We start from the raw sequence: 24,800 nt of genomic DNA, 5'->3' as shown, positions 1-24,800 counted from the left end.
CTTGTATGGTAAAATCATGACTAGTGTTCGCGTAAAGATACTGGCTCATACAGCCTAATAAAAGGAAAGAGAGTTGAACAACTTGGGTAAACAGACAGCAGTGCTGCTTCTGGCTTCCATGCTGCTGGCTTCGTGCAGCGGAGGCGGAAACAGCGGGAATTCGGCCAATCAGGCAAATGTACAGTCTCCCCCACCAGCCTCACAGGAAATTAAAGCATCTCCTTCCCCTGTGTCGACGGCTTCCACTTCTCCATCACCTGAAGCAACGGCAACAGCAGGAATAAGTGCTTCTCCAAGTCCTGCCGCAGACAGCGGTGCCGCTTCAGATTCTCCTGTTGCAGACGGGAACGAAGTTCAGTTCTTGTACCATATGAATAAAAATTACGACATTATCCCAAATGAGGAAGGCACACCCAAAAAAGTGGTACTCCTAACCTTTGATGACGGTCCCAAAGACCCTGTCATGATTAACTCGTTAATGGATACACTGGATAAGCATAAAGCTAAAGCTATATTTTTTGTTAACGGCTACCGCGTCAAGGAACACCCTGAACTGCTGAAACTTATCCATGAGCGCGGCGGCATCATCGGCAACCACAGCTGGGATCACATTATTCTAAAAGATAAGTCTGAAGCTGAAGTGAAAAAGCAAATCGAGAGTGTTCAGGATATTGTTAAGGAAGTTACCGGAGACGTTCCGGTATTCTTTCGCCCCCCTCACGGTGCCGGGGGCGATGTAGGAAAGAAAATAGCCGCAGCAAACGACATGTTATATATGACATGGTCTGTTGGATCCCTGGACTGGGAAATGAAAGAACAGGAAGCCGGTAAAACCGGGAAGTTGCTCCAGAATGTTAAGGATCAGCTACACTCCGGAAGCAACATTCTAATGCATGAGCTTCCCTGGACGGTTGAAGCCTTAGATACGCTGTTGACTACTCTAGAGGGCAAAGGATACAGCTTTGTTGATCCGCGGAGTATAGAGTTGAAGATGCGGTGATGAGAGGTTGAAAGTATTTCAGCGGGAGCCCACTACTTCAAACCCTCTGGAATGAGGAGAATTATAGGCCCGTGGCCATTATGCTCCATGGGCGAATATAAAACAGCACGCTCTGATTAATCAGAAGCGTGCTGTTTGGGGTTGCGGCGGAGGGTGATGATATGCATCTCGGCGGGGCTGCCCCAACGCAAGGGGAGATGGGATGTGCCGAAGCCGCGGCTGATCAGCACCTTGGCGAAACCCCCGCCTTTTTGGGGCCACTGGAACATCCCGGCATCGTAGGCGCGATAGAACCTTTCAACGTGCCTTTTACCGATTAAAGGAAGTACGATCTGTCCGCCATGCGTGTGTCCGGCGAGAACCAGATCTGCAGGTACTTCAGAATTCAATGCCAACCAGAACGGATCATGTACCAATAGAAGGCGGAATACAGATTGTGTATTGTCAGGAAGAGGAGGTAGAGAAGCATAAGGTCTCTTTCCTCCACTGTGCGGATAATCGACACCTGTTAGCCATATAGCGGCATCCTCTCTATAGAGGGGCACATGCTCATTCAACAGCACATGTCCGCCCTTGCCCCGGATGATGTCGTCTATGAGGACTGTTGCAGCATTATAATCATGGTTGCCATACACTACATAAAGAGGTGCAATTGAAGCAAGCAAAGTCATATTATCGCCAAGCCGCTGTAAAGGGCTGTTACGTTCAGTAAGATCACCACCAACAAGGACAACATCAACCTTCCCCTTCAGAACAGATAATTTAGTTGAAGGAAGACGCCGGCGATGAATGTCTGTGATAAACAAAACCCGAAATCCGTCAAACGGTTGCGGAAGTGTATCCAGAACTATTTCCTCGGCAATAATTCTGCTCCCAAAGGCCTGTATCATCATCGCTACTATGAATGAAACAGCACCAATAACCAAGACAACACCAAGCGTAGTAAGCATTATCGCCACAATGTCCTCAGCTCCGGAGCACCTTCAATACCCCACCAAAGGAGCAGAATAAGCAGTGTGACAAATAAAAATATAAGCGAGTTAACGAACATTTTACTCAGTCGCACCCGCTCCGAGGTATAGGTTTTGGAACGGGACGGTGGCATTTCGCCATCCGCCCCATTATTTTTCCGCTGCATGACCGCTTGTTCAGCTTTATCCGATTTGGATTGTACCTTTGACCGGTTTCTCCTTGAGAGAATTCCGGTGTCCTGAGTTCCAGTCTCTATTGTACTCTTCTCAATTTGTTCATCTTTTTGTGCTTTGACAGAAGGCTGCTCTTCGACCTTATACTGTTTCTTGCGGGATTTCACCCGGCTGAGTTCCTCGCTCATGATTCCCTCCTGTAGCGGATTATCAATCCTGAGATCAGATCAATGATGAAATGGCATAAAATCGGGGCCCACAGGCTTCCCGAATGAATATAGATGTATCCGAGCCCGTAACTGCTTAAGAATACCCATCCGGTGGGGATCCAATGGCGTAAATAACGGACATGAATTACTGCGAACAAGATACTTGTCCAGTAGGGACCAAAGGAATGTTGAATGGCACCCCGGAATAACAGTTCCTCGCAAATGGAGACCACTGCCGCTATAAGCACAATATGCCAAAACGGTCGTCCGCGGAACAATAGTTGGTTAATGCCTCCATCATCCATACTCTCTTCGGGAACAATATAGGTCAAAAAGAAGTCCACAACCAGCATAATTCCGGCCAACCCTAAACCCCATGCCACAAAATGTCCACTGTCCGGAAAATTTAATACTGTTAATGGGTTTCTTTTCTGAAATAAAATCCAGATCAAGCCGATAAATAGTGTAAGACCCTGTGTAAAATACAGATTTACCAAAAGCAAGCGCTCTGTTAAGTTCTGAGGCGATACTTTTTTTATTTTTATTTCGTCAAATTTAAATTTTTTCATCATAACCTGCCTGTTCTTGATATTTATTTGTATAAAGCTAATTCCCCATAGATAAAGGAGCACTTATTATGAAGAGCCGTACCTCCCGCACTCAAATGTTATACTCTTTAGGTTTTTTATTCTTTCTCATCTCAGCATTCGCGGCCTTTTTTACCGGTGTGAAGGTAGGCGCAGACAAAATGGAGACCAAATACACTCGCTTAAATGCTGAAGCAGCCGAAGAATTTTCAGGGTCATATCAGCAGCAAGATCTCGTTACGTTCTATCATAACGTATTTTTGCCTTACCGGGAATTCAAGCGTGATTGGAATGATGAGGTGGATAAGCTCTCGCGCACTTCAGATTCTCGTGAAAATAAAGCCATCCTCAAGAATCTCGGCATTCTTGCAGACAAGCAGTATAAGAAAGTAAATCAGGATTCCATCTTTAAAAATTCACCATTGTTGCAGGAATCACAGCTAAACATACTGAAAAGTTTGACGCTCTTCTCTCAGGCATCCGATAAAGTAACAGCAGGAGCCACGGGCTCCGAAACGGCAAAATTACTGAAAAGTAATACCTTTACGACCAACGCGATGAAGTATGGACTTCAGGCCCAAAAGGATTTCTATGTATCCATGCTGAAATGGGGTTCAAAAACCAACAGCAAAATTCCGTCACAGCTTACCGAAGCCAAGTCCCTCAACTTTATCGAGTGGAAGAAAATGCCTCTGCTCCTCAAGAATGCGACAATCGCTAATTTGATGATGAACCATGATATTTACGCTGGATATGATCCGCAGGATATTACGGCCAAAATTGACGACCTAATCTATTCAGGTACCGCCAGCAGTCTGAACCTCAAGGATGTGCAATCCTCGGTTTCACTGCTGATCTCCACCGGTGCAATACAGGAACAAGATTTCATCAAATGGCGGGATCAGTACTACGGCAAGGAAACCGTTCCCCAGCTTCCGTTCTTCTACGAGTAGCGCCAGTTATTGCATCATAACGAAAAATGAAGGTCACTTCAAGCATACACTCCGGCCTCAAAGCTGGAGTATTTAACCTATTGACATATCTTGCGCCACCATGTTACATTATGAAAAATTAATCACAACAAACCGATGATGGAACAAAGAAACTGAAGGTCCTCAGAGAGCCGGTGGTTGGTGCAAACCGGTGGCGGACAGTTTTCTTTAGCGCTCTTGAGATATTGTGCCGAACTTACAGTAGGTGCAATCGGATCATCTCCGTTACCAGTGCGGCCTTTGTAGGCCGATGAGGCTGCGATGTTATCGCAGTGAATTAGGGTGGTACCACGACGACTCTCGTCCCTTACTATGGCATTAGTATGGGGTGTGGGTCTTTTTGTTGTATTTAACACTCTCACGGCTGCTGGTATGAAGCAACCTTTGACTACCAGACAATGAATAAGGCTCTTTGCTACGAGGAAGCCAGGCTTCTCAGCCGATACCCGGCCCTTGTCCACCTCTTTTCTTTTGCGCGGCACCGCGTTGAATCAACGTTTAATTGCCATTTTGTTACGAACATCAGCATGAACATTCCTTTTTGGTACTGTGGAGAGTCCTATCAGGGCATCCTCAACATATTATGCTTTTTAATTTAAGGAGGAAAAGAGAACATGTTCAAAGTATTGGTATCGGATCCGATTAGCGATTTGGGTATTCAGAAGCTTATGGATGCAAGTGACGTGACGGTAGACAAAAAAACGGGGCTCAGCGAAGATGAACTCATTGCGATCATCGGGGAATACGACGGTTTGCTGGTACGCAGTCAAACCACAGTTACGGATAAAATTATTGAAGCTGGGGAGAAGCTGAAAGTCATTGGACGCGCAGGCGTCGGTGTTGACAATATTAAACTAGAGGCTGCTACTAAACGCGGTATTGTTGTAATCAATGCGCCGGACGGCAATACCATTACAACGTGCGAGCATGCTTTTGCTATGATGATGGCTCTAGCCCGTCATATTCCTCAAGCTTACGCTAAAACGATCAGTGGAACCTGGGATAAGAAATCATTTCTTGGCGTTGAGCTGCGCGGCAAAACATTAGGTGTGCTGGGAATGGGACGGATCGGCAGTGAAGTTGCCAAACGTGCAAAAGCATTCGGCATGGACATTCTGGCTTATGACCCGTTCCTCACAGCAGACCGTGCAGAGAAAATGGAAGTTCAACTAGCCTCTGTGGATGACATTGTCCGCAATGCGGATTTCATCACCGTCCATACACCTTTGACTCCTGAGACGAAACATATGATCTCGCGTCCGCAATTTGAGGTAATGAAAAAAGGAATGCGCATCATCAACTGTGCCCGTGGCGGCGTCATCGACGAGTTGGCCCTCGTTGAAGCCATCGATAGCGGCATTGTTGCAGGAGCTGCATTCGACGTATTTGAGAAGGAGCCGCCTGAAGCGGATCACCCATTCCTGTCCCATCCGAAGATCATTGTGACACCTCACCTTGGAGCATCCACAGTAGAAGCGCAGGAGAACGTTGCGATCGATGTATCGGAGCAGGTACTTCACATTCTGCGGAATGAGCCGTTCATCAACGCCGTGAACATCCCGCCGGTTGCTCCGGCCGTCATGAAGAAGCTTCAACCTTACTTTACTCTGGGAGAGAAGCTCGGCAGTTTCGTAACGCAGATTACAGAAGGTGCCATCAATGAAATTCATGTGAACTATGCGGGCGATCTCTCTGATGTCGATACTCAGCCGTTGACCCGATACATTGTGAAGGGTGTGCTATCCCGTCATTTTGCCGGTGACGTTAACATCGTCAACTCCATGCATCTTGCGAAGACACGGGACGTTAATGTAGTTGTGTCCAAGGCATCCAAGACACAGGGCTTCACCAATCTGTTGACGGTTACCCTGAAGACAGAGAGCGGCGAGGAACAGCTCGTAGCCGGCACACTGCTTCAAGGCTATGGAGAGCGTATTGTACAGCTGAACAAATTCCCTGTAGATATCGCTCCGGAAGGTCATCAAATCTTCATCTCCCACAACGATAAGCCAGGTATCATCGGTCTTGTGGGAACATTGCTCGGCCAGAACGATGTCAACATTGCATCCATGCAGGTGGGACGGAAGATCGTCGGAGGTGCCGCTATCATGCTGCTGACTGTCGATAAGGCAGTACCGGCGGATGTGCTGAACAGCCTGGCCAGCCTGCCACAAGTTAATAATGCGGAAGAAGTTATTCTGCTGTAACCTAAACATTGTATGAGAAAAAACATGGGGTGCCCGCTAGCTGCAATCAGCTGGCAGGGCACCCCATTCTATTACCACAGCTATTTAGGACTACTCCGGAATTTTGAATACCGGAACCTGTCTTCCGTCAATATCGGTGAAACCATATTCTATGGCAAGCACCCCAACCTGCTGAGGATGTCCGGACTTGATCAGGTTTGACGGATCAGCAGCCAGTGCGCAGACCGCTCGTCCGATGTAGTGTGTAGACTCGGAGCTATGCAGCTCCTCCACCTCACGCCAATGTTCTTCATCGGTATTTAGGCTTCTCAATACAAGCTCCGTCCGCATCCAGCCTGGCGATAATGGGATAACGGCGATACCATCTGCTCTCAGTTCCTCCGACAACCCAAATGCCATGCGCACCAGTGCATTTTTAGACAGATCATAATAAAAGTTACCGATGTACTTGTAATCATCCCAGTAAGTAGTATGGATAATGATTCCGCCCTCAGAATTGCGGCGCATAAGCGGTATGGCGTAATAATTGGTCATGAGCTGACCACGAACTCCTGAAGTGAACATATTGTCCCAGTGCGCGACAGGCTGTTCCCAGAACGGCTTAATATCGATGCTCAGCTCATTACCCCCCCACACATTGTTGACCAGAATATCCAGTCTGCCCCGCTCTGCTTCAATTTGCCGGATAACCCGCTCTGTCTCCACATCTATGGTATGGTCACAGCGGATGGCAGTACCTTCACCCCCTTCATCATGAATCTCCCGTATGGTACTGTCTATGTCGCCTGCATTTCGGATGGCCGCCTCGGCTGCGGTCGTTCGGCCAGTGACATACACATATGCGCCCGCCTTCGCAAGTTCCAGGGCGATACCTCTGCCCGCTCCCCTGCTTCCTCCGGTGACCAGCGCGGTCTTACCTTGGAGTGACTTCATCTTCCTACCTCTTTTCCTGAATTTAATCGTTCATATCTCAAGTATACGGATTATATATGTCATCAACTGTCATATTAATATGATACACTTAAAATAGTTAAAATATTTATCCTATGATTATAAGGAGTGGATACTGTTGCGGGCTGACCGTTTGTTAACCTTGCTGCTGCTGCTGCAAACCCGCGGAAAAATGACCTCCAAAGAACTCGCTGAGCTCTTGGAAACGTCAGAACGGACGATTTTCAGGGATATGGAAGCCTTGAGTGCCGTAGGAATTCCAGTTCTGGCTGAACGCGGAAGACAGGGCGGCTGGATGCTGACGGAGGGTTACCGCACCTCACTGACCGGCATGAAGCCCAAAGAAATGGCTTCCCTGCTTCTATCAGCTGATCCTGCGATCCTTAAGGATCTCGGCATTCAGGAGGAATTCATGGCTGCTGCACAAAAGCTGGATGCTGCCTCCTCCGGCGGCAAGAGCTTCTCCGCGAGTTATTTCAGCCAGCGTATCCATGTGGACGGGGAAGGCTGGCTTTCGTCCGGGGAATCCTTTCCTTATCTTTCTTTGCTGCAGGATGCCCTTTGGGAAGATCGAAAAGTTAACATAACCTATCACAGAAACGGTGAGAGCAAGGAAAGGCTTATTGGACTGCTCGGACTGGTAGTCAAGCGCGGGGTTTGGTATGCCGTCGGTCTGCATGATGACCAGTTCAGGAGTTACCGGGTATCCAGAATTCTCAATGCGGTTATCTCGGAGGAAGTTTTTGTACGTCCGGATGGATTTGATCTCCCCAGCTATTGGGAGTCTTCTAAAATATCCTTTAAGTCGACACTCCCCCGTTATCAGGCCAACATTTCGATAAAAACAACTTCTTTTCAGGATTTGAGTCATGAACGTTATGTAACGGTTCTCTCCAAAGCTGAATCTACCGGATCCGGATGGGTGAATGCGGAGGTTGAGTTCAACACACAGGAGTACGCCTGCCGAATCCTGTTATCCTACGGTCCGAATGTAATCATCAACTCTCCGGATGAACTGCACGCCGAGGTGTTGAATGCAGCTCTACAAACAGTCTTACTGGGTCTTAGCCGCACTATAGACTCCAACTAAAAACCAGCAAGCCTCCATTACTTCGGAGACTTGCTGGTTTGATGTTATTGAAGATTGTACATCTTATAGATCATTACAGCTGCCTCTGCCCGGGTAGCATTCCCCAGCGGATTCACGCGGGTACCGTTACCGGATATGATGCCGGTCTTGACTAGGGTGGCAACACTTTCTACAGCGTATGGAGCTATTTGAGAAGCATCACTAAATCCTTTCAGATTTTCAGAAGTCCCCTCTTCCAGCCCGATCTTAGCAGTATCGAGTGCTCTTGCAGCCAGTGCCATCATTTCTTGTCTCGTGATGTTTGCCTCAGGTTCGAAGACATTACCGCCTTTTCCCTGAACAATCCCGAGCTTCTTGGCGATGCCGACAGCATCAGAGTAATAGGCTGAAGATTTAACATCGGTAAAATTTCCGTCTGCTGTTCCTGTGATGCCAAGCGCCTTCACCAATAACAGAATGAAGTCTGCTCTTTTGATTTGAGCATCCGGGGTAAACGCAGTGTCGGATGTACCGCTGATTACCCCTTTGGAAGCCATCACTTCAATCGCCTCTTTGGCCCATCCGAATTTGCCGATATCTGCAAACGATTTGTTGACATAAGCTACTGCGTATTGACTGAAGTGTGTCGTGGTAAAGGTCACTGTTCCAGCTTTGTCGTCATAGCGGCCGCTCGGAACGGGTACCAGATTCCCCTGACCATCAATATACCAGACGGTGATATGTCCACTGTTGGCAAATTCTGCTGCCGTTGGTTTGTAAGGAATGGACACGGTAACCGGTGCCTCTGCATTATTCCATGCTATGGTTTGATTGCCGGCTCTCAAAGTCAGCTCAATAACCGGACGCTGTCCAAGCTGATCTAGAGTCGCAGGATCAAGTTTCTTAGTGTCCGCTGCCTGAATGGTCACTCCAACGTTGGCGGCACCAGCCAGAGCTGCGCCTTCAAGCATATTGCTTGGTAACACGATCACCCCAATGCCTGTAACAATTTCAAGGTTTGCTGTTAAGCTGCTGCCGGACAAATTAGCGGAAGGAAGAATAATCTCGTATGCATTTTGTCCAGGAAGCTCTGCGATTTCGATAGAGACTGTCTTAACTCCCCGGTCCGTAGGTTTCGCCGCATCAAGAGCGCTGTTTAGATCAGCTCCTGCTATCGTTGATGTGGCATGACCTGTGGCCGGATTTAAGACAGGCTGTGGAGCTTTGATCACTGGCTTCTGCCCGTTATCGGCTGATACTGTACCTGTATTCGAACTTTGATTCGTTCCCTGGTTACCGCCCGGGCTGGCAATCGTGTATACAAACTCGCCGACATCGCTATGGTTCATGCCGTCTTTGATGGCAATCGCTTTAACGATAGTGTCAGAATTCACGGAAATAGGTCCTGAATATAAGGTGCTTGATGTTGTCGGCGCAGTACCGTCCACCGTAAAATAAATGGCCGCCCCTGCCGTTTTGCTGGTCAGATTTACGCTAATCCGATTGTTGTAAGTTCCAGTACCCGGACTAGCCTTCGGTGGTGCCGTTGCTGCTGCAGAGAAGGAGATATAGCTGTCCGCCATCCCTTCCACAACCGTAATAGCCCGAAGGACCTTTGACGGTGAAATGGTAACCGGACCGGAGTACCTTATGCTATCCTTTGTCGGCAGAGTTCCATCTGTGGTGTAATAGATCTTGGCGCCAGCGATACTGGAACCAAGTGTAATGATTTGCTCGTCACCCTTTTGGCCCGCTTCATGGGATACACGGGGAGCTGCAGCCTTATCAAGTACAGGTGAGGGAACGAAATTCGTCTTGACCAGTTGGAACTTATCCAGATTCGCCCCGTCACCGTTAAGGACAAGCCGAATGATTGGTGTTCCGGCTTCCAAATGAACGACCGATGCCACACTTGCATAGCTGCCCCAGCCTCCGGTGCTTGGCAGACTTGTTACTCCTTTAGCCTGATTATCAGAGAGAAGTGATACAGAGACTCCTCCTTGTGTGGTGGCATAGCTGTATTTCACCTGATAGTATCCAGTTTCCGCAATGGTAAGCGGGTACTCCATATAAGTTCCTGCGACCGTGTAACCAAGATTGGAGATCGTATCACCAACCTGAATGACATTCTGCCCGGCTTTGATAAAGCTCTCCGCCTCTACCAGCAAAATTCCATCCACCCCAGCCGTAAGCGGGGCAACCTCATCTACTTTGATATTCTGCATTTCGAAGATCCCATTGCTGCCGGCTATCCTGAAGATCTGTTCTCCGGCTTTCAAATCTGCCGAGGTACGAATATGATTCCAATTGTTGGGTCCAGATGGAATATTGAACGTGGCCAGCGCAGTATCAGCCGATTTCAGCTGGAACGAGCTGCCTCCACCACTTAGCACCACAGCATTCAGAGTAAGAGTATATTGGCCGTCTTTCGGTACATTCACCTTGAAATCAATCCAGTCGCCCGGGCCAATATCCGTAAACTTCCACCCATCCGTAAAGTTCACTCCTGAGAACCGGTAATATTGAGCCGAATTGACCATTCCAGGCAAATCGGCAGCCGGTGTTGCGGTTCCTGTTCCTGTAAGCTTCACCTCTGCTGAAAGCGTCTTGCCGCTGGCAGAATCAGAATAGGCTGAAGGGGGAACATTCACCTTGAGACTCAAATCGTTGTAATATGGAGTTCCATCCCAGCCGAGTTTTACTTTAACTGTATCAGGGTTGTAAGTTGCATAGGTAACCGTGGTTACCGTTACTCCCTTCGCAGCCGCCGTTCCAGAGATCGAAATATCCTCCACATTGTCACTGTTAAACTTGCCACCACTTAGGTTCAACGTAATTTCTTGGTCATTCACATCATAATCCACAATCGACGGTGTCACGCTGAGCACCTGATCATTCCCCGGGTTACTCTGAATCTCACGATTCCACCGGTAGGTTGCGACGGATTTAGGGGCCAGTGTTCCCGCTATCTGTGTACCGTCACTGACAAGCTTAAACGTTTGCGGTGAAGTGGTTTGATTGATTACAACTGTAACGATCGTTTGCTCGTCAGGACTCATGAAGGATACATTCGTTACATGATCCTTATCTCCATAGTTACTATCGATACGGGTGTAGCCCGGCTCCAAGAACTTTGTAAAATGACCCATGAAATAATACTCCGGTGTCAGCCAATAATTATCCACGTTCGATGAATCCTGAATTAACATGGTCGGATCAGGGGTGCCAATCCATTGATGGGTTGCAATATCGCTATCCAGCATAAGCACCCATGAATTATAGCTTCGTGCCCAATTGCGGAAGTACTGTGCCATCCGGTCCGTTCCGGAGGTGCCCCAAACCGCACGTTCGGTCAAAAACACATCCTTCTCCGGATACATATTATGCAGCTCCGTCATCAGCCCTAAATCTCCGCCGTAGTCATGGAAAGCCGTTCCGTCTATCGCTGCGTAGTTATCACCAACAGCGAGCATAGGCGCCGGATATGACATGGTATCACTTGGGTTATGGTCGAAGATCCATAGCTTCACACCCAGATCAGCTTCGGCAAGCTTCTGCTTCAGCAGCTTGGCAAGCTCAGCTTCCTGCTGCCAAGGCATTTTCGTGCTTGGGTACTCGATCTCCAACAGAGGCTCATTCTGCAGTGTCATTGCTTCGATTGTAATTCCTTGCTTCTTATACTCTTGTATGAATTTCACATAGTAGTCAGCTAGCACAGGCAGATATTCATCCTTAACCTGCCCTTTAACCATGCTGTCCGTAGTCTTCATCCAGCCCGGCGGACTCCATGGAGATGCGAAAAATTTAATCTGCGGGTTGATCTGTGTAAGTTTCTGCAAAGCCGGAATAATACCGTAATCGATATCTTTCTGGATCGAGAAATGGCTCAGGCTTTCATCTGTCTGCCCTGCGGGCATATCATCGTAGGTATAGAATTTCTGAGCGGTAAAATCAGCAGTCCCGATGGTTACGCGCATCATACTCATCCCGATACCTTCGGACTTGCTGGCCAGCTTCTTCAGCACTTCATCCTGTTTCGCAGATGACATCTTCACCAGGTTGTGAATCGTCGATTCTTCCATTGAAGATCCAATCCCCATCAGTGACTGGTACTTCTTATTAGGGTTAATGTTAATAGTCGTTACATTCGTTTCTACAGCCGGTCCGGCCTTAGTGATATCCAGATTTGTTTGCTGTTCGAGCTTCTTATCGCCCTCCTGCCAGCGTGGCGCGTAATACCATCCGATATCTGCGGAATCCCGTTCTGTGGTGACCCAATTCTCCACAGCCTTCGGCTTTATAATTTCTTGTTCGGCAACAGTACCGGCTTCCCCGGCGGGCTTGGCAGCAGGTGAGAAACCACTCGACCCAAACCAGTTGAAGTTAATTCCCCCTGCTTTGAGCACCAGCCTGATTTTTTGGATGCCAGCCTCAAGCGGCACTCCTTTAACCGTGGTTGTCTTCCAGTTCTGCCACGCACCTGTGCTGTTTACCGATAATTCACCGATTTGAGCTCCAGCCGCATTGAGAATATTAAATCCGGTATTATTTCCTTCCCCCGCATGGCGGAAATCAATATTAAAGGAACCGGCTGCAGGAACATCAATCAGATATTCCATCCAGTCACCCGCTTCTGTCCAGCCAATGTTTTGGCCTCCGCCGGTATCCTGGGTGTTCTCCGACTGAATGCCTTGTTGCGCTGTAAAACTTTCAGCCTCAACTTTCACATAGGACGGATTGCCCGGCTTCGCCGGAACTTCAGGCAATTCAGGTGTAGTCTGGGTTTTGCTCAATCCATACCCGTAATTAAACAGAATATATTTCTGTTCCAGATTGCTGGTACCTGCTTTAGGTGTAGTATAAGCTTCCGTATAGAACGGCCAACGAACCGGCAGTTTCCCCGTGAAGTCGTAGTTGCCAAACAGGACATCAGCAACACCCTGCCCCTCTGTTCCTGGCAGCCATGCTTCTACGAGACCTGCCCAGTCGCCCAGCTGATCATTTATCATAAGCGGTCTGCCGGAGACGAGAACTACAATGGCCGGTATGCCCGAATCTCGGATATTCTTTAACGTAGCGATGTCTTCCTTATCCAGCTTCAGACTGTTCAAGTTATCGCCGTTACTCTCCGCATACGGTTTTTCACCGATAACGACAATTGCTACATCATTGCCCGCTGCACCGCGCCCATGCTTATTGTAAGTAACCGTCTTCGATCCTTGAACCGTGTTCTTGATCCCTTGCAGAATCGTTGTGCCTTGTGTGATTTTTCCGGTCTGTCCCTGCCAGGTAATGGACCATCCGCCGGATTGAATGCCGATATCATCAGCACTTTTGCCTGCGACAAAGATCTTGCTCATATTCTTAAGCTGGGAGAGAATGGGCTGTCCGTTCACCTCGTCGTTCTTGAGCAGGACAAGTGATTCGCGAACGGCCTGCTGCGCAAGACTGCGGTGGGAAGCTGAGCCGAAAGTGGCTTCAAGACTTTGATCCGTCATTGGATGCTCAAATACACCTGACTCGAATTTCACCCGTAAAATTCGCGTGACCGCGTCGTCGATGCGTTCCTGCGAAATCTCACCTTTTTCCGCAAGAGCCTTGAGATGCTCCATGGTGATTTTCCAGTCGGATGGCATCATCAGCATATCAACGCCTGCATTTACGGCAGTCTTGATCTGATTCTTCAGTCCGCTAACCGCATTACCTTCCCAGTCTTTCGTGATTTGCTGCACGGCATTATAATCCGTAATCACAAATCCTGTGAAGCCAAGCTGCCCCTCCTCTGTCCCTTTCAGCGCATCGGTAAGCAGCCGCTTGTTCGCATGCATTTTTATACCTTGGATGCTGCTGTAAGAGGCCATAACCGTCCGAGCGCCTGCTTCTACCGCCTTCCGGTACATCGGCAGATCCAGAGCAAGAACCTCCGCCTCAGTCATCTCCGACACATTACCCTGGTTGACTCCATTATCGGTGAGGCCTTCCCCGAGAAAGTGCTTAGCCGTTGCGACAACCCGATCACTGTTCTTTAAATCACTAATGGTATCACCCTGCAGGCCCTTAATGTAGGCTGACGCCATTTGCGCTACAAGGGACTGATTGTCACTAAAACCTTCATAGGTGCGACCCCAATTCACATTTTGCGGATCAGCAATGGTTGGCCCAAATGCCCAGTTGGTACCCGAAGCCTTAACCTCCTGTGCTGTCGCAACACCAATCTGCTTAACAAGCTCCACATTCCTTGTGGCACCTAAAGCTATATTATGCGGGAACAACGTTGCCCCAATCAGATTATTCTGACCGTGCACAGCATCAACACCGTATAGAAGCGGAATACCCAGCGGCGTAGATAAAGCACCAGCCTGATAGGCATCCACCATATCTTCCCAATTCGCACGAGTGCTGTCCGATTGTTTGCCATTCGGGAATGAGCCCCCGCCGCTAAGGACAGAACCTAATTTATATTCTTTTACATCCTCCGGTGTAACCGATGCGCGTTCAGCCTGCACCATCTGACCGATCTTCTCATCCATAGACATCCGTCCGAGCAAATCTGCCACACGTTCTTCTACCGGCAAAGAAGCATTGTAATACGGTACAAGTGCTTCTGTTGATGAAGCTGAGACAAGTGATGTTACCGGCAGCATTCCAGCAAGCATAGACCATAGGAGCAGAAAAGCGGTTGCCGAGGATATTGTGCGTTTCAACATTGCATGATTGCCTCCTTCAAATGAGCTTCTGTGTAATCGATTACATTTGTTGTGATAGACTCTTCTGCTAACCCTCCCTTCCTGATAATCAAATGAAGACTAGACCTTGTAAGCGTAGCCATTTAAAATCATTCATCTAGCTTAATTTCAGTGACCGGTTAAATGTAGGGGTCATTTTTTAGATTCTATGTGGTATTTTTCTAAAAAATGATGGTGTTATAAAGTCAGTCCCAGGATTTCTGGTGTAGTCCTGAGCAAATAATTTCAGTTTCACAAAAGATTTATGTCACTTCTTACAATAGACCGTAACTTTCGATAACCCCTATAATATACAATAAACAACAATTTTTTAAGGGGGATCTTATCGTTATGGCCTGGATGAACAAACTTGCATTACAACAAAAAATCATTGCCGCTTGCTACCTAGTTGCTGCCCTTTTTGCAATTCCTGTTTTAGTGGCTTTCATTGTAATGGGCAATATCTTTACGGGTTTGATTCTAGTACTCCTGCTGGCAGGGTTAACTTATCCTCTTTCACGCGCAATAGAGAGAGCGCTTACATCTTCATTCGATGACATATCCAACGTGACACACAGCATTGCTAAAGGAGACTTCACAAGCAGAGCCGATGAATCAGGATCGATGGGTGACATCAGCCGCTCCTTCAACAGTATGATCGACAAGCTGAAGAAAATATTGACCGAAGCCTCCCATTTGACAAGACAGGTTACGGACGCGAGCCGGGGGATCGAGAACAAGAACCAAAGCTTAAAGATTGTAATGTCCCAGGTTGCTTCCTCCTCAAGTGAGCTGGCTCTGGGAGCCAATGAAATTTCCTCCGAGATCGCGGAGATGACTGAATCTATCAGAGATATCGAAATCAAGGTTTCCAATTATACAAACTCAACCAAGGAAATGAATAAACGTTCGATACATACGCTGGACCTTGTGGAAAAAGGTAATCAATCTGTAGAAACCCAAGCAGACGGCATGCGCAAAAATATTGAAGCCACGAAAAAGGTGGCTGAAACCATTGATGCCCTGTCCTTGAATGCCAAAGGAATTACAATGATCGCCAAAACAATTACTGAAATTGCTGAGCAGACCAACCTGTTGTCGTTGAATGCTTCGATCGAAGCGGCACGGGCCGGAGAGCATGGACGCGGCTTCGCCGTAGTTGCCCAGGAGGTTCGCAAATTAGCGGAAGAATCAACCGCATCTACCAAGGAAGTATTCAACCTGGTGCGCAGCATTGAAAATGATATCAAGGAAGCCGCCCAAAATATCGCGATCAACGAAGAAGTCGTACAGGTTCAGAATGCAATGATCGCTGAAACCGCCCAAATCTTCAGCCAGATCGTGCAAAGCGTCCAATATATTACGGAGCAGATCTCCGCATTCTCCGCTGAAAGTGATATCATGCTTGAAAGTGCGCAAAAGATCTCCGGTGCCATTCAGAATATATCCGCGATCACACAACAAACTGCAGCCGGTACCCAGGAAGTATCTGCGGCGATGAATGAACAAATCGCTGCCCTGCAATTAGTTGCGGATGAATCAGAAATCATGACCAATTCCGTGTTCCAACTCCAAAAGACAATCCATGTATTCAAATTCTAAGGTATAATAGCAAAAACAGCCTTCCCTGCTTGAGGGAAGGCTGTTTTTTTATTCAGAAACGTCAATTAGAGTATCACTCTTACTAGCTCTCAGCACACTTACCGCTCTTCATGCTTCTCCCAGCCCATGGTGCGCGAGACTGCATCCTGCCATGCGGAATACCTCTGTTCACGCTCTTCCATATCCATTAAAGGGGTAAACACCTTCTCCGCCTTGTTGAAGTTCTGCAACTGCTCCCGGGTCCATATGCCGGAGGTGAGTCCCGCGAGCAGAGCAGCACCGAGTGCTGTCGTTTCTGCATAAGCCGTCCGGGTGACACCGCTGCCCAGAATATCCGCCTGGAACTGCATGAGCAGATCATTACGCGTGGCTCCACCATCTACCCGAAGTTCCGTGAGCGGCATACCTGCATCCTTCTCCATAGCGCCGATCACATCCCTTGATTGAAAAGCCAGCGATTCCAGCGTAGCCCGCACTAAATGTGCCGAGGTCGTTCCCCGGGTCAGCCCAAATATAGCTCCTCGTGCGTACATATCCCAATATGGCGCACCGAGTCCGGTGAATGCCGGAACCACAACTACGCCTTCACTGTCCTCCACCTCGCCCGCCTTAAGCTCCGAATCTGCTGGCCCGCTGATGAGTCCCAGCCCCTCCTGAAGCCACTGTACGGCTGCTCCGGCTACGAATACGCTGCCTTCAAGCGCGTAGTACATTTCGTCTCCGATTCCCCAAGCTACCGTCGTCAGGAGACCATGACGTGATACGACAGCTTCGCTTCCGGTGTTCATCAGAATAAAGCAGCCTGTACCATACGTATTTTTGGCGCTGCCTGCTTCCAGACAGGTATGACCGAACAACGCGGCCTGCTGGTCCCCAAGTACAGAGTTGATCGGGATAGGTGCACCGAACCACTCGGCTTCTGACATGCCAAACTGGCTTCCGGACATCTTGATTTCAGGAAGAACCGCTCTCGGGATATTTAGCAGCGTAAGCAACGTATCATCCCAAGCCCTGAAATGGAGATTGAACAGCATCGTCCGTGATGCGTTCGTCACATCGGTAGCATGAACCCTTCCTCCGGTCAGTTTCCAGATTAACCAGCTGTCTACAGTACCTGCCAGCAGCTCGCCTCTCTCCGCCCGTTCCCGGGCGCCTTCCACATGATCGAGAATCCAGGCAATTTTTGTTGCCGAGAAATACGCATCCACGACAAGACCTGTTTTGGCCCCGATTTCTTCCTCAAGCCCCTTATCCTTAAGTTCCTCGCAAAGATCTGCGGTCCGCCGGTCCTGCCAGACAATTGCCGGGTATATAGGCTCTCCAGTTGCTTTATCCCACACGAGAGCTGTCTCTCGCTGATTGGTAATGCCAATGGCTGCAATTTGCTCCGGGCGAACGCCGCTTCGCGAAATCGCATCTCTGCCTGCCGCCAGCTGAGTCTCCCAAATTTGCCCCGGATCATGCTCTACCCAGCCCGGACGGGGAAAAGATTGTCTGATCTCGTATTGCCCCTGGGCAATAGTCCCCGCTTCCCTGTCGAACAGAATCGCCCGTGAACTGGTTGTCCCCTGGTCCAGTGCAAGAATGTATTCTGTCATAGATGAACCCCACCTGTTAAGTTGATCATTGAACGCCCTCCCAGAGCTTTGTTCCACGTTGAACAAGATTAATGTGTCTGTTTCAACAAAAAGCACCTCTGCTATCAGAGGCGCTGTCATGCTTAGTGTGGAATTACTGTTTTTCGACAGGCAGCCGCAGCGTAAAGCTTGCACCTTCACCTAGCTTGCTCATTGCTGTAATAGATCCGTGGTGTGCTTCTACGATATTCTTGACGATAGCAAGTCCAAGTCCTGTTCCGCCAGAATCGCCTCGCAAGCGGGCTTTATCGGCTTTATAGAACCTCTCAAAGATATAAGGCAAATCCTCAGGAGGAATCCCGACTCCTTCGTCGGTGATCTGAACCTCGACAAACGATAGTCCGTCGATTTCAATCGTACCCGCTGAAATGATAATGGCCTTACCTGAAGGTGTATGGCGAAATGCATTATCCAGAAGATTGGTGAGCACCTGTTCCAGCTTGTCTTCGTCCGCTGCGTGAAGTAGTAGGCCATCGCCCAGCTTACGGTACTGCAATTGGATATCCCGCTCTTTGGCTCTAACCAGAAACTTGCGGTACATCCGATCCAGCAGTTCATCCATACTAACCTGAATCTTCAGCACATCGGTATGTCCCGCTTCCATCCGGGCAAGATCAAGCAGATCCTTGACCAGCCTTCCCATGCGCAGTGACTCGTCATGAATGACCTGCACCAGCTCGCTGCTCTCTTCAGGAGACGAAGCCATCCCGTCCAGAAGTGCCTCACTGTAACCCTGCATCATGGATAACGGTGTACGGATTTCATGTGATACATTGGCTACAAAGTCCCGGCGCATTTTCTCCAACGACACTTCTTCAGTAACATCCCGCAGTACCGCTACAGCACCGCGAATATGTTCCTCGGAATAAAGCGGTGCCATATGCACGGACCATACACCTTGCAGGACATGTACGTTGGATCGCTGGTCGCCATCATTTCTTAGGGTACTTTGGAATAAAGGCAGCAGAGGTGGAGGCACATCGCCCGTGACATCCGAATCGGACTCGGCATCCTGATCCCATGTCAAACTGCTCCAGGACTCGAGCAAAGCTTGTCCATGTGGATTCGTAAGGATAATCCGGCCTTCAATATCAAAGGTAATCACAGCGTCGCTCATGCTGCGCAGCACGCTCGACAGATGGCCTTTCTCATGATTAAGGCTGCGGATATTCTCCTCTAGCTCCTCTGCCATATGATTGAAGGACGTTGCCAGTACCCCGATCTCATCGCTGGTCACGAGCTTAAGCCTAGTCCCATATTTACCACGCCGGATATTGTTAGCAGCCTCAATTACCTGCTGCATCGGTTGCGTAATCTTGGTAAACAGAAAAAGCGCAAAAAAAGTGGTTAACGAAAAACCTATCATACAGGTGTACATAAACAAACGTTTTATTGCTCCGGAATTGGTAAAGTTACTGTCGATGTAGGGCAGCAAAAAGAGTCCCAGTGTCATGAGTACGACAGCAACAAGGCAAATGATCGTAACCCACAGCTTTCCGACAAGACTTCTCCAGAAGTTCACGTTATTTAGGCACCTCTAACTTGTAGCCCACACCCCATACGGTGGTAATCATCGCTGCCGATTCCGGTGATACTTTATTCAGTTTCTCACGGAGCCTCTTCACGTGCGTATCTACGGTACGCAAGTCGCCAAAGAACTCATAGTTCCAAACATCCTTCAGAAGCTCTTCACGGGAAAATACCTTGTCCGGTGAAATCGCCAAATAATGCAGCAGCTCGTATTCTTTCGGAGTCAGACTGACTTCCTGACCTCCAGCCGTAACACGGTGGGCGTCATGTTCTATGATAAGATGCGGGAACACAATGTTATTGCTGGAATTGCTTTCTTTTGACAAGAACGCAGTGGCGGATGAACGGCGCATAATCGCCTTCACCCGGTAAATGACCTCACGCGGGCTAAAAGGCTTCACCACGTAGTCGTCCGCACCCATCTCAAAGCCCTGCACCCGGTTGATTTCTTCACCCTTGGCAGTAAGCATCAGCACAGGAGTAGATTTCACACCCCTCAGCCTTGTAAGCACTTCAATTCCATCGATGCCTGGCAGCATTACATCCAGTAAAATCAGGCCGTAATCATTGGCCGTAGCTTTGCGGAGGGCAATTTCCCCATCTTCCGCTTCATCGATTTCGTACCCTTCTTTTTCGAGATACATCTTAAGCAGGCGGCGGATACGCTCTTCGTCATCCACCACCAGAATTCTGTTCAAATGCTCTGCCATCTCACAACAACCCCTTCATCAATTACAGTAAAACCAATACTGCTATTCATGCCTGCTTCTGCAGCCATTCAATACTTCACTCATTGATCAATCCGTACCGGCATAGGAATGTAATCCGGCAATCACCAGATTCACGCCTACCAGTGTAAACATTACTACCAGAAATCCAAGCACGGCAAGCCATGCAGACTTCCTTCCCTGCCAGCCGCGGGCCAGCCGCAAATGCAGATAAGCGCTGTAGAACAGCCATGTTACCAGTGCCCATACTTCCTTCGGATCCCATCCCCAGAATCTTCCCCATGCTACCTGTGCCCAGATCATTGCAAAGATCAGCGCTCCCAATGTGAAAATAGGGAAGCCAATCGCAATCGCCCGGTAGGTGATCTCATCCAGATCATCGGCGTCAATGCCATCCATCAGAGGATGGAGTGCCTTGCCAAGAGGCTTGCGGGCAAAAAGCCGGAGAATACCATAAAGAATAAGACCCGATATCACTGACCAAATTACAGTGTTGAATTTTCTTCCGGCGTTTACACCGTTCATCCATGAGGGTGCCTCAAAGAGCGGTTTATTTATGCCAAGAAACGACTGGAAGCTCTCTGTTTCGCTATCGTAAGGTGCCACAAGGGGTGGCATTTTATAACTCACTTTCTCTATTGTACTATTTTCCTGCCCGGGGCTGTCAATCGTTACGTTAGGTCTGATGAAAACAGTTTCGTATCCTGCACCCCGGAAAGCAAATACCGAGCCCAAAAAGCCTACAATAACAAGGATTGAGAAGAGCGTGAACTCCACCAGACGCTGCTGCTTTCTGTCACTGCTTGCCGAACTGTCGAAGCTTACCGTCCGAAGCAGGTACATGAGACCGGCTGCAAATCCGACGGCGAAGAAGGACTCCCCAAGTGCAGCAAGGGTCACATGAATCTTAAGATAATTAGAGGTCAGCGAAGGAATCAGCGGCTGTACCTCCTGTGGAAATACTGCAGCATAGGCCATAATTACAATAGAGACAGGAACTGCGAAGAGCCCGAGTGCGATTTTGCGGTAAATGGCGAAGATGACTGTAAAAGCCACCATTACCATCATTGATAAAAAGGACATGAATTCATACATATTACTGACGGGGATATGTCCGCCGCCGGCCCAGCGTGTGAAGAAGTAGAGCAAATGTCCAATGAGTCCAACCGAAGAGACGATAAAGGCGGTTCTGCCCCAGCGTGCCGTATGCTCTTCAGGCTTCCGACCGGACCACTTGCGTCCCATAATGGCGATGGTAAATAACATAAAAGCTGCACTGTATAAAAGAAAAGCGGCGATAAAGGCGTCATTGCTGAAGTCAAGCATACTCATGATAGACCTCCCCCGTTATCGAGTGATTTTTCATCTACGGTCATGTCCATCTTCCCCAGGACTGCTGCTATTTCACGGCGGAAACCAAACCAATTCTTATTCGTATGTGCTCCGAGCGTCAGTTCCCCGTCTTCGAGAGTCAGCCAGATGCGTCTATGCTGCCAATAAAATCCAAGCACAAGGCCTAGCATGATTATCCCGGCACCGATCCAGATAAAGGGCATGACACGGTCCACGCGGATATTAAGGTACGTAGTAGACTCAGAGAAATCGACGTCCGCCATACCGGCAACCTCAAATTCAAGGAATCGTCCGCTTCCCCCAAGCTTATCGTTGATCTCCGCCTGTTGGAACTTCTGCTGATCTACCTGCTTCGGAAAATAGAGATACTGCTGGCCTTCTTCCGGCAGGTCCGGACCTTTAATCAGAAATAAAAATGCCGGCGCATTCGGATAGGGTGACTTCGAAACAGGCCGACCCTCTTCATTCAGGCCGAAATCCATGTATTTCTCCTTCAGTTCAAGCACATAAGGCCCGATAGTGAACTCCCTTTGCGGGTTCTTCATATTCAGCTTGAACTTGCCGAAAGATTCCCCTGTAATGGTATTCACCAGATTAGGCTGCACTGAACGCAGCACCGGAGTAAGATCATAATCAAATTGATACGCTTTCAGACCTTTATAATTCAAAGGATGATTAACCCGTATATCATGCTTTGCCACTTCGCGAAGCTTAGGTTCCTTAAAAGGATCGCCGCACTCAGCTGTGCATTCATACAGCACCGCCTTGGTTTCATACAGCTTCGGCAGAACTTTGGTGCCGCGGAATTGTTCCGGCATCTCATCCTCAGTGTAGAACTCAACGGTAAATTTCTCGTTTTTCAGATAATAAGAAGTCTCTGGAATCTGCACTGCTTCCCCCTGCGGAAAGGCTAAATGCTGGTCCATATTGAGTCCCGGCAGCCCTCTGGCGAGTACAGCGAGCAGAAATATAATAAGCCCGATATGTATTACATAGGGTCCCCATCGGCTAAAGCGGTGTTTCTCAGCAAGTAGAGCGCCTCCATCTGAAATGACACGGTAACCCTTCTTCTTAAGCGGCTGAATGATCTCCGAAATCCAGACTTCCGGATCCTGTTCGACCTTGGTAACGAGCACAATCTTCTGTCGGGTCAAGAACTGGCGGTGCTTGCGAATCTTCTGTCTGCTTAATGCCTTATATAGCGGGAGCACCCGGTCAAGACTGCAGATAACCAGAGAAGCTCCAATCATAACCAGCAGGGTTACAAACCACCAGGATTCATACGTATGGGAAAGACCCAGCTTGTAGTAGATCTCTCCCGCCACTCCATACTCTTCCTTATAATGGGTGGACGGGTCAATATTAAGAAACGTGCTCTCTTGCGGAAAAATGGTGCCGAGCATAGAACCAAGCAACGTTAAGACAATAAGATAAATCGCTATTTTTACGGAAGAAAAGAAATTCCATACGAGGTCAATGATCCCCGGGTTTGCCCTCTGCGATCTGCGGGCTACACCGTCGTATCGCATTTCAAGATGATCGGTCAACGTCCCTTCATCACCCAGCGGTTTGCCGCATGCTTCACAAAGTACGGTTCCGACTGGATTCTGATGACCGCAATCACATTTAGTATTTGTAATAAAAGGCGTGCGTTCACTCATGGTTTCACCAGCTTCCCGATTACGTCATCTAGTGTGCTGAGATCAAGCTGGCCGATATGTATGCTGTCGACCCTGCCTATGGAGTTGATAAAAAAGGTAGTAGGCATCGGTGAGATACCATAGCTGCGTACCGCACTTCGATTCGGATCCATCAGAATTGGAAAATCAATATCCATATCTGCGATAAAGTTCTCCACCGTCATTTGATCCTCACCCACGTTGATGCCGACAACCACAACTCCCTTATCGCGCCATTTCTCCCACTGGGCTTGAAGCGCTGGCATTTCCTTCACGCAAGGCGTGCACCAGGAGCCCCAGAAATTGAGTACGATAGCCTTGCCTTTATATTCACTCAGAGTATGATTTTGGCCGTCCAGACCCATTAATTCAAAGGAAGGCGCTTTACTTCCTTCTCCAGGCTTGCCGTCCCCTTTAAAGATCGAGGTCCCGATGGCGTATCCACCGAGGATGACAACGAGCAACAAAATAACGATTTGGACCGGTTTTCTAGCTTTGCCCACACGAAAACCCCCTTCTATGACGTAACGCATAACTTCGTTGTTAGGTGTGAACATCCTATGAACATTATAACGAATATTGTTACGATATTAGGGGGTTATTTTGTGAACTTTATGTGTCCTTGCGTGGCGTTCTTGTCTTCATCAGTCCGGCCATGGCAATTTGCTGCAGATGATTAATCTCATCCTTTGTTAAATGCCGGTAGGAGCCGCGTTTCAAATTTTGCAGTGAGATATCACCGAACGACACTCTTTTCAATCGGGTTACGGGATGAGATATCGCATCGAACATACGGCGCACCTGACGGTTACGGCCTTCATGAATCGTTATGCTGATCACTGCTTCCTTATTCACTTCATCGATATCCTTGTATTCGACTTCGGCAGGAGCCGTCATGCCATCTTCCAGCTTAACGCCTTCCTTCAGCTTGTCCAACGCCGTGCCATGCGGAATTCCCTTTACCGTGGCATGGTACGTCTTAGGTACGTGATGCTTAGGGTGAGTCAGCAGATTGGCAAACTCTCCGTCATTCGTCAGCAGCAGCAGCCCTTCGGTATCATAATCCAGACGGCCTACAGGATAGACACGCTCGTTGATCCCTTTCAGGTAATCTGTTACTACCTTGCGTCCTTTATCATCAGAAGCACTCGTAATGACGCCTTTTGGCTTATTGAACATAATATAGATTTTATTCTCGCCTCGGATCGTTCTGCCGGAAACTGTTATTGTATCCTTATCCGGATCGGCTTTGGTTCCAAGTGTAGTTACAACCTCACCATTCACTTCAACCTTACCGGCCAAAATCATTTCTTCACATTTACGTCTGGATGCTACACCGGCTTGCGCCAGAATTTTTTGTAATCTTTCCATTTTCGACTAGTCACC

Annotated in this window: 17 protein-coding genes and 1 other annotated feature; of the genes, 5 read left to right on the top strand and 12 right to left on the bottom strand. The window is 48.4% G+C overall.

What is annotated here, in order from left to right:
* Positions 1-82: 82 nt before the first annotated feature.
* Positions 83-1,000 (top strand): polysaccharide deacetylase family protein, encoded by a 918-nt coding sequence (locus ACAN55_RS05315; protein WP_379129122.1) that lies wholly within the window; start codon positions 83-85, stop codon positions 998-1,000.
* Between the two features lie 116 nt (positions 1,001-1,116).
* Here ACAN55_RS05315 and ACAN55_RS05310 read toward each other — a convergent pair whose 3' ends face one another.
* The 3 genes from ACAN55_RS05310 to ACAN55_RS05300 are packed head-to-tail and all read right to left on the bottom strand — an operon-like array spanning position 1,117 to position 2,923.
* Positions 1,117-1,950, bottom strand: a complete 834-nt coding sequence (locus ACAN55_RS05310; protein ID WP_379129840.1) for a metallophosphoesterase — start codon at positions 1,948-1,950, stop codon at positions 1,117-1,119.
* The gene (locus ACAN55_RS05305; protein WP_379129120.1) at positions 1,950-2,333 is read right to left on the bottom strand and encodes a hypothetical protein; all 384 of its coding nucleotides are present in this window, start codon (positions 2,331-2,333) and stop codon (positions 1,950-1,952) included. Before ACAN55_RS05305 ends, ACAN55_RS05310 begins: the two co-directional genes overlap by 1 nt.
* Positions 2,330-2,923: a CPBP family glutamic-type intramembrane protease gene (locus ACAN55_RS05300; protein WP_379129118.1), complete on the bottom strand. Its 594-nt coding sequence runs from the start codon at positions 2,921-2,923 to the stop codon at positions 2,330-2,332. The genes ACAN55_RS05305 and ACAN55_RS05300 overlap by 4 nt, the downstream gene beginning before the upstream one ends.
* 68 nt (positions 2,924-2,991) lie before the next feature.
* Between ACAN55_RS05300 and ACAN55_RS05295 the strand changes: the two genes are divergently transcribed.
* Positions 2,992-3,894: a hypothetical protein gene (locus ACAN55_RS05295; RefSeq protein ID WP_379129116.1), complete on the top strand. Its 903-nt coding sequence runs from the start codon at positions 2,992-2,994 to the stop codon at positions 3,892-3,894.
* Between the two features lie 126 nt (positions 3,895-4,020).
* Positions 4,021-4,244: a binding site (T-box leader), on the top strand.
* A 303-nt stretch (positions 4,245-4,547) separates the two neighbouring features.
* A complete protein-coding gene (serA, locus tag ACAN55_RS05290) occupies positions 4,548-6,140 on the top strand; it encodes a phosphoglycerate dehydrogenase (RefSeq protein WP_379129114.1) in 1,593 nt (530 codons plus the stop codon).
* A 90-nt stretch (positions 6,141-6,230) separates the two neighbouring features.
* Here the strand turns inward: serA and ACAN55_RS05285 are convergent, their stop codons facing one another.
* The gene (locus ACAN55_RS05285) at positions 6,231-7,073 is read right to left on the bottom strand and encodes an SDR family NAD(P)-dependent oxidoreductase (protein WP_379129111.1); all 843 of its coding nucleotides are present in this window, start codon (positions 7,071-7,073) and stop codon (positions 6,231-6,233) included.
* A gap of 136 nt (positions 7,074-7,209) precedes the next feature.
* On the opposite strand from ACAN55_RS05285, the gene ACAN55_RS05280 reads away from it, so the two are divergent.
* The gene (locus tag ACAN55_RS05280) at positions 7,210-8,181 is read left to right on the top strand and encodes a helix-turn-helix transcriptional regulator (protein WP_379129108.1); all 972 of its coding nucleotides are present in this window, start codon (positions 7,210-7,212) and stop codon (positions 8,179-8,181) included.
* Positions 8,182-8,225: 44 nt separating this feature from the next.
* Here ACAN55_RS05280 and ACAN55_RS05275 read toward each other — a convergent pair whose 3' ends face one another.
* On the bottom strand, positions 8,226-14,867 hold the full coding sequence (locus ACAN55_RS05275; protein ID WP_379129104.1) for a glycoside hydrolase family 3 N-terminal domain-containing protein: 6,642 nt from the start codon (positions 14,865-14,867) through the stop codon (positions 8,226-8,228).
* Positions 14,868-15,236: 369 nt separating this feature from the next.
* On the opposite strand from ACAN55_RS05275, the gene ACAN55_RS05270 reads away from it, so the two are divergent.
* Entirely contained in the window at positions 15,237-16,487 is a 1,251-nt protein-coding gene (locus tag ACAN55_RS05270; RefSeq protein ID WP_379129101.1) for a methyl-accepting chemotaxis protein, read from the top strand.
* Between the two features lie 98 nt (positions 16,488-16,585).
* On the opposite strand, the gene glpK is transcribed toward ACAN55_RS05270, so the two are convergent.
* From glpK to ACAN55_RS05235, 7 genes are all read right to left on the bottom strand, one after another.
* Positions 16,586-18,085: a glycerol kinase GlpK gene (gene glpK / locus ACAN55_RS05265; protein ID WP_379129097.1), complete on the bottom strand. Its 1,500-nt coding sequence runs from the start codon at positions 18,083-18,085 to the stop codon at positions 16,586-16,588.
* Positions 18,086-18,218: 133 nt separating this feature from the next.
* Positions 18,219-19,646: a HAMP domain-containing sensor histidine kinase gene (locus ACAN55_RS05260; protein ID WP_379129095.1), complete on the bottom strand. Its 1,428-nt coding sequence runs from the start codon at positions 19,644-19,646 to the stop codon at positions 18,219-18,221.
* A 1-nt stretch (position 19,647) separates the two neighbouring features.
* The gene (locus ACAN55_RS05255; RefSeq protein ID WP_020427515.1) at positions 19,648-20,364 is read right to left on the bottom strand and encodes a response regulator transcription factor; all 717 of its coding nucleotides are present in this window, start codon (positions 20,362-20,364) and stop codon (positions 19,648-19,650) included.
* A gap of 87 nt (positions 20,365-20,451) precedes the next feature.
* Positions 20,452-21,714, bottom strand: a complete 1,263-nt coding sequence (gene ccsA, locus ACAN55_RS05250) for a cytochrome c biogenesis protein CcsA (RefSeq protein ID WP_379129089.1) — start codon at positions 21,712-21,714, stop codon at positions 20,452-20,454.
* Positions 21,711-23,396, bottom strand: a complete 1,686-nt coding sequence (gene resB, locus ACAN55_RS05245) for a cytochrome c biogenesis protein ResB (RefSeq protein ID WP_379129086.1) — start codon at positions 23,394-23,396, stop codon at positions 21,711-21,713. Before resB ends, ccsA begins: the two co-directional genes overlap by 4 nt.
* Positions 23,393-23,917 (bottom strand): redoxin domain-containing protein, encoded by a 525-nt coding sequence (locus ACAN55_RS05240; RefSeq protein WP_379129083.1) that lies wholly within the window; start codon positions 23,915-23,917, stop codon positions 23,393-23,395. Before ACAN55_RS05240 ends, resB begins: the two co-directional genes overlap by 4 nt.
* A 109-nt stretch (positions 23,918-24,026) precedes the next feature.
* The gene (locus tag ACAN55_RS05235; protein WP_379129081.1) at positions 24,027-24,785 is read right to left on the bottom strand and encodes a pseudouridine synthase; all 759 of its coding nucleotides are present in this window, start codon (positions 24,783-24,785) and stop codon (positions 24,027-24,029) included.
* Between the last annotated feature and the right edge of the window lie 15 nt (positions 24,786-24,800).

The organism is Paenibacillus oryziterrae, from assembly GCF_042610485.1.
GTDB lineage: Bacteria > Bacillota > Bacilli > Paenibacillales > Paenibacillaceae > Paenibacillus_AQ.
This window is presented reverse-complemented; position numbering and strand designations above follow the sequence as displayed.

Bases quoted from the DNA above. Each gene is read 5' to 3' on its own strand.
- resB (WP_379129086.1), bottom strand. From the start codon at position 23,396: ATGAGTGAACGCACGCCTTTTATTACAAATACTAAATGTGATTGCGGT.
- ACAN55_RS05255 (WP_020427515.1), bottom strand. From the start codon at position 20,364: ATGGCAGAGCATTTGAACAGAATTCTGGTGGTGGATGACGAAGAGCGT.
- ACAN55_RS05310 (WP_379129840.1), bottom strand. From the start codon at position 1,950: ATGCTTACTACGCTTGGTGTTGTCTTGGTTATTGGTGCTGTTTCATTC.
- ACAN55_RS05275 (WP_379129104.1), bottom strand. From the start codon at position 14,867: ATGTTGAAACGCACAATATCCTCGGCAACCGCTTTTCTGCTCCTATGG.
- ACAN55_RS05305 (WP_379129120.1), bottom strand. From the start codon at position 2,333: ATGAGCGAGGAACTCAGCCGGGTGAAATCCCGCAAGAAACAGTATAAG.
- ACAN55_RS05285 (WP_379129111.1), bottom strand. From the start codon at position 7,073: ATGAAGTCACTCCAAGGTAAGACCGCGCTGGTCACCGGAGGAAGCAGG.
- ACAN55_RS05235 (WP_379129081.1), bottom strand. From the start codon at position 24,785: ATGGAAAGATTACAAAAAATTCTGGCGCAAGCCGGTGTAGCATCCAGA.
- ccsA (WP_379129089.1), bottom strand. From the start codon at position 21,714: ATGAGTATGCTTGACTTCAGCAATGACGCCTTTATCGCCGCTTTTCTT.
- ACAN55_RS05295 (WP_379129116.1), top strand. From the start codon at position 2,992: ATGAAGAGCCGTACCTCCCGCACTCAAATGTTATACTCTTTAGGTTTT.
- serA (WP_379129114.1), top strand. From the start codon at position 4,548: ATGTTCAAAGTATTGGTATCGGATCCGATTAGCGATTTGGGTATTCAG.
- ACAN55_RS05300 (WP_379129118.1), bottom strand. From the start codon at position 2,923: ATGAAAAAATTTAAATTTGACGAAATAAAAATAAAAAAAGTATCGCCT.
- ACAN55_RS05270 (WP_379129101.1), top strand. From the start codon at position 15,237: ATGGCCTGGATGAACAAACTTGCATTACAACAAAAAATCATTGCCGCT.
- glpK (WP_379129097.1), bottom strand. From the start codon at position 18,085: ATGACAGAATACATTCTTGCACTGGACCAGGGGACAACCAGTTCACGG.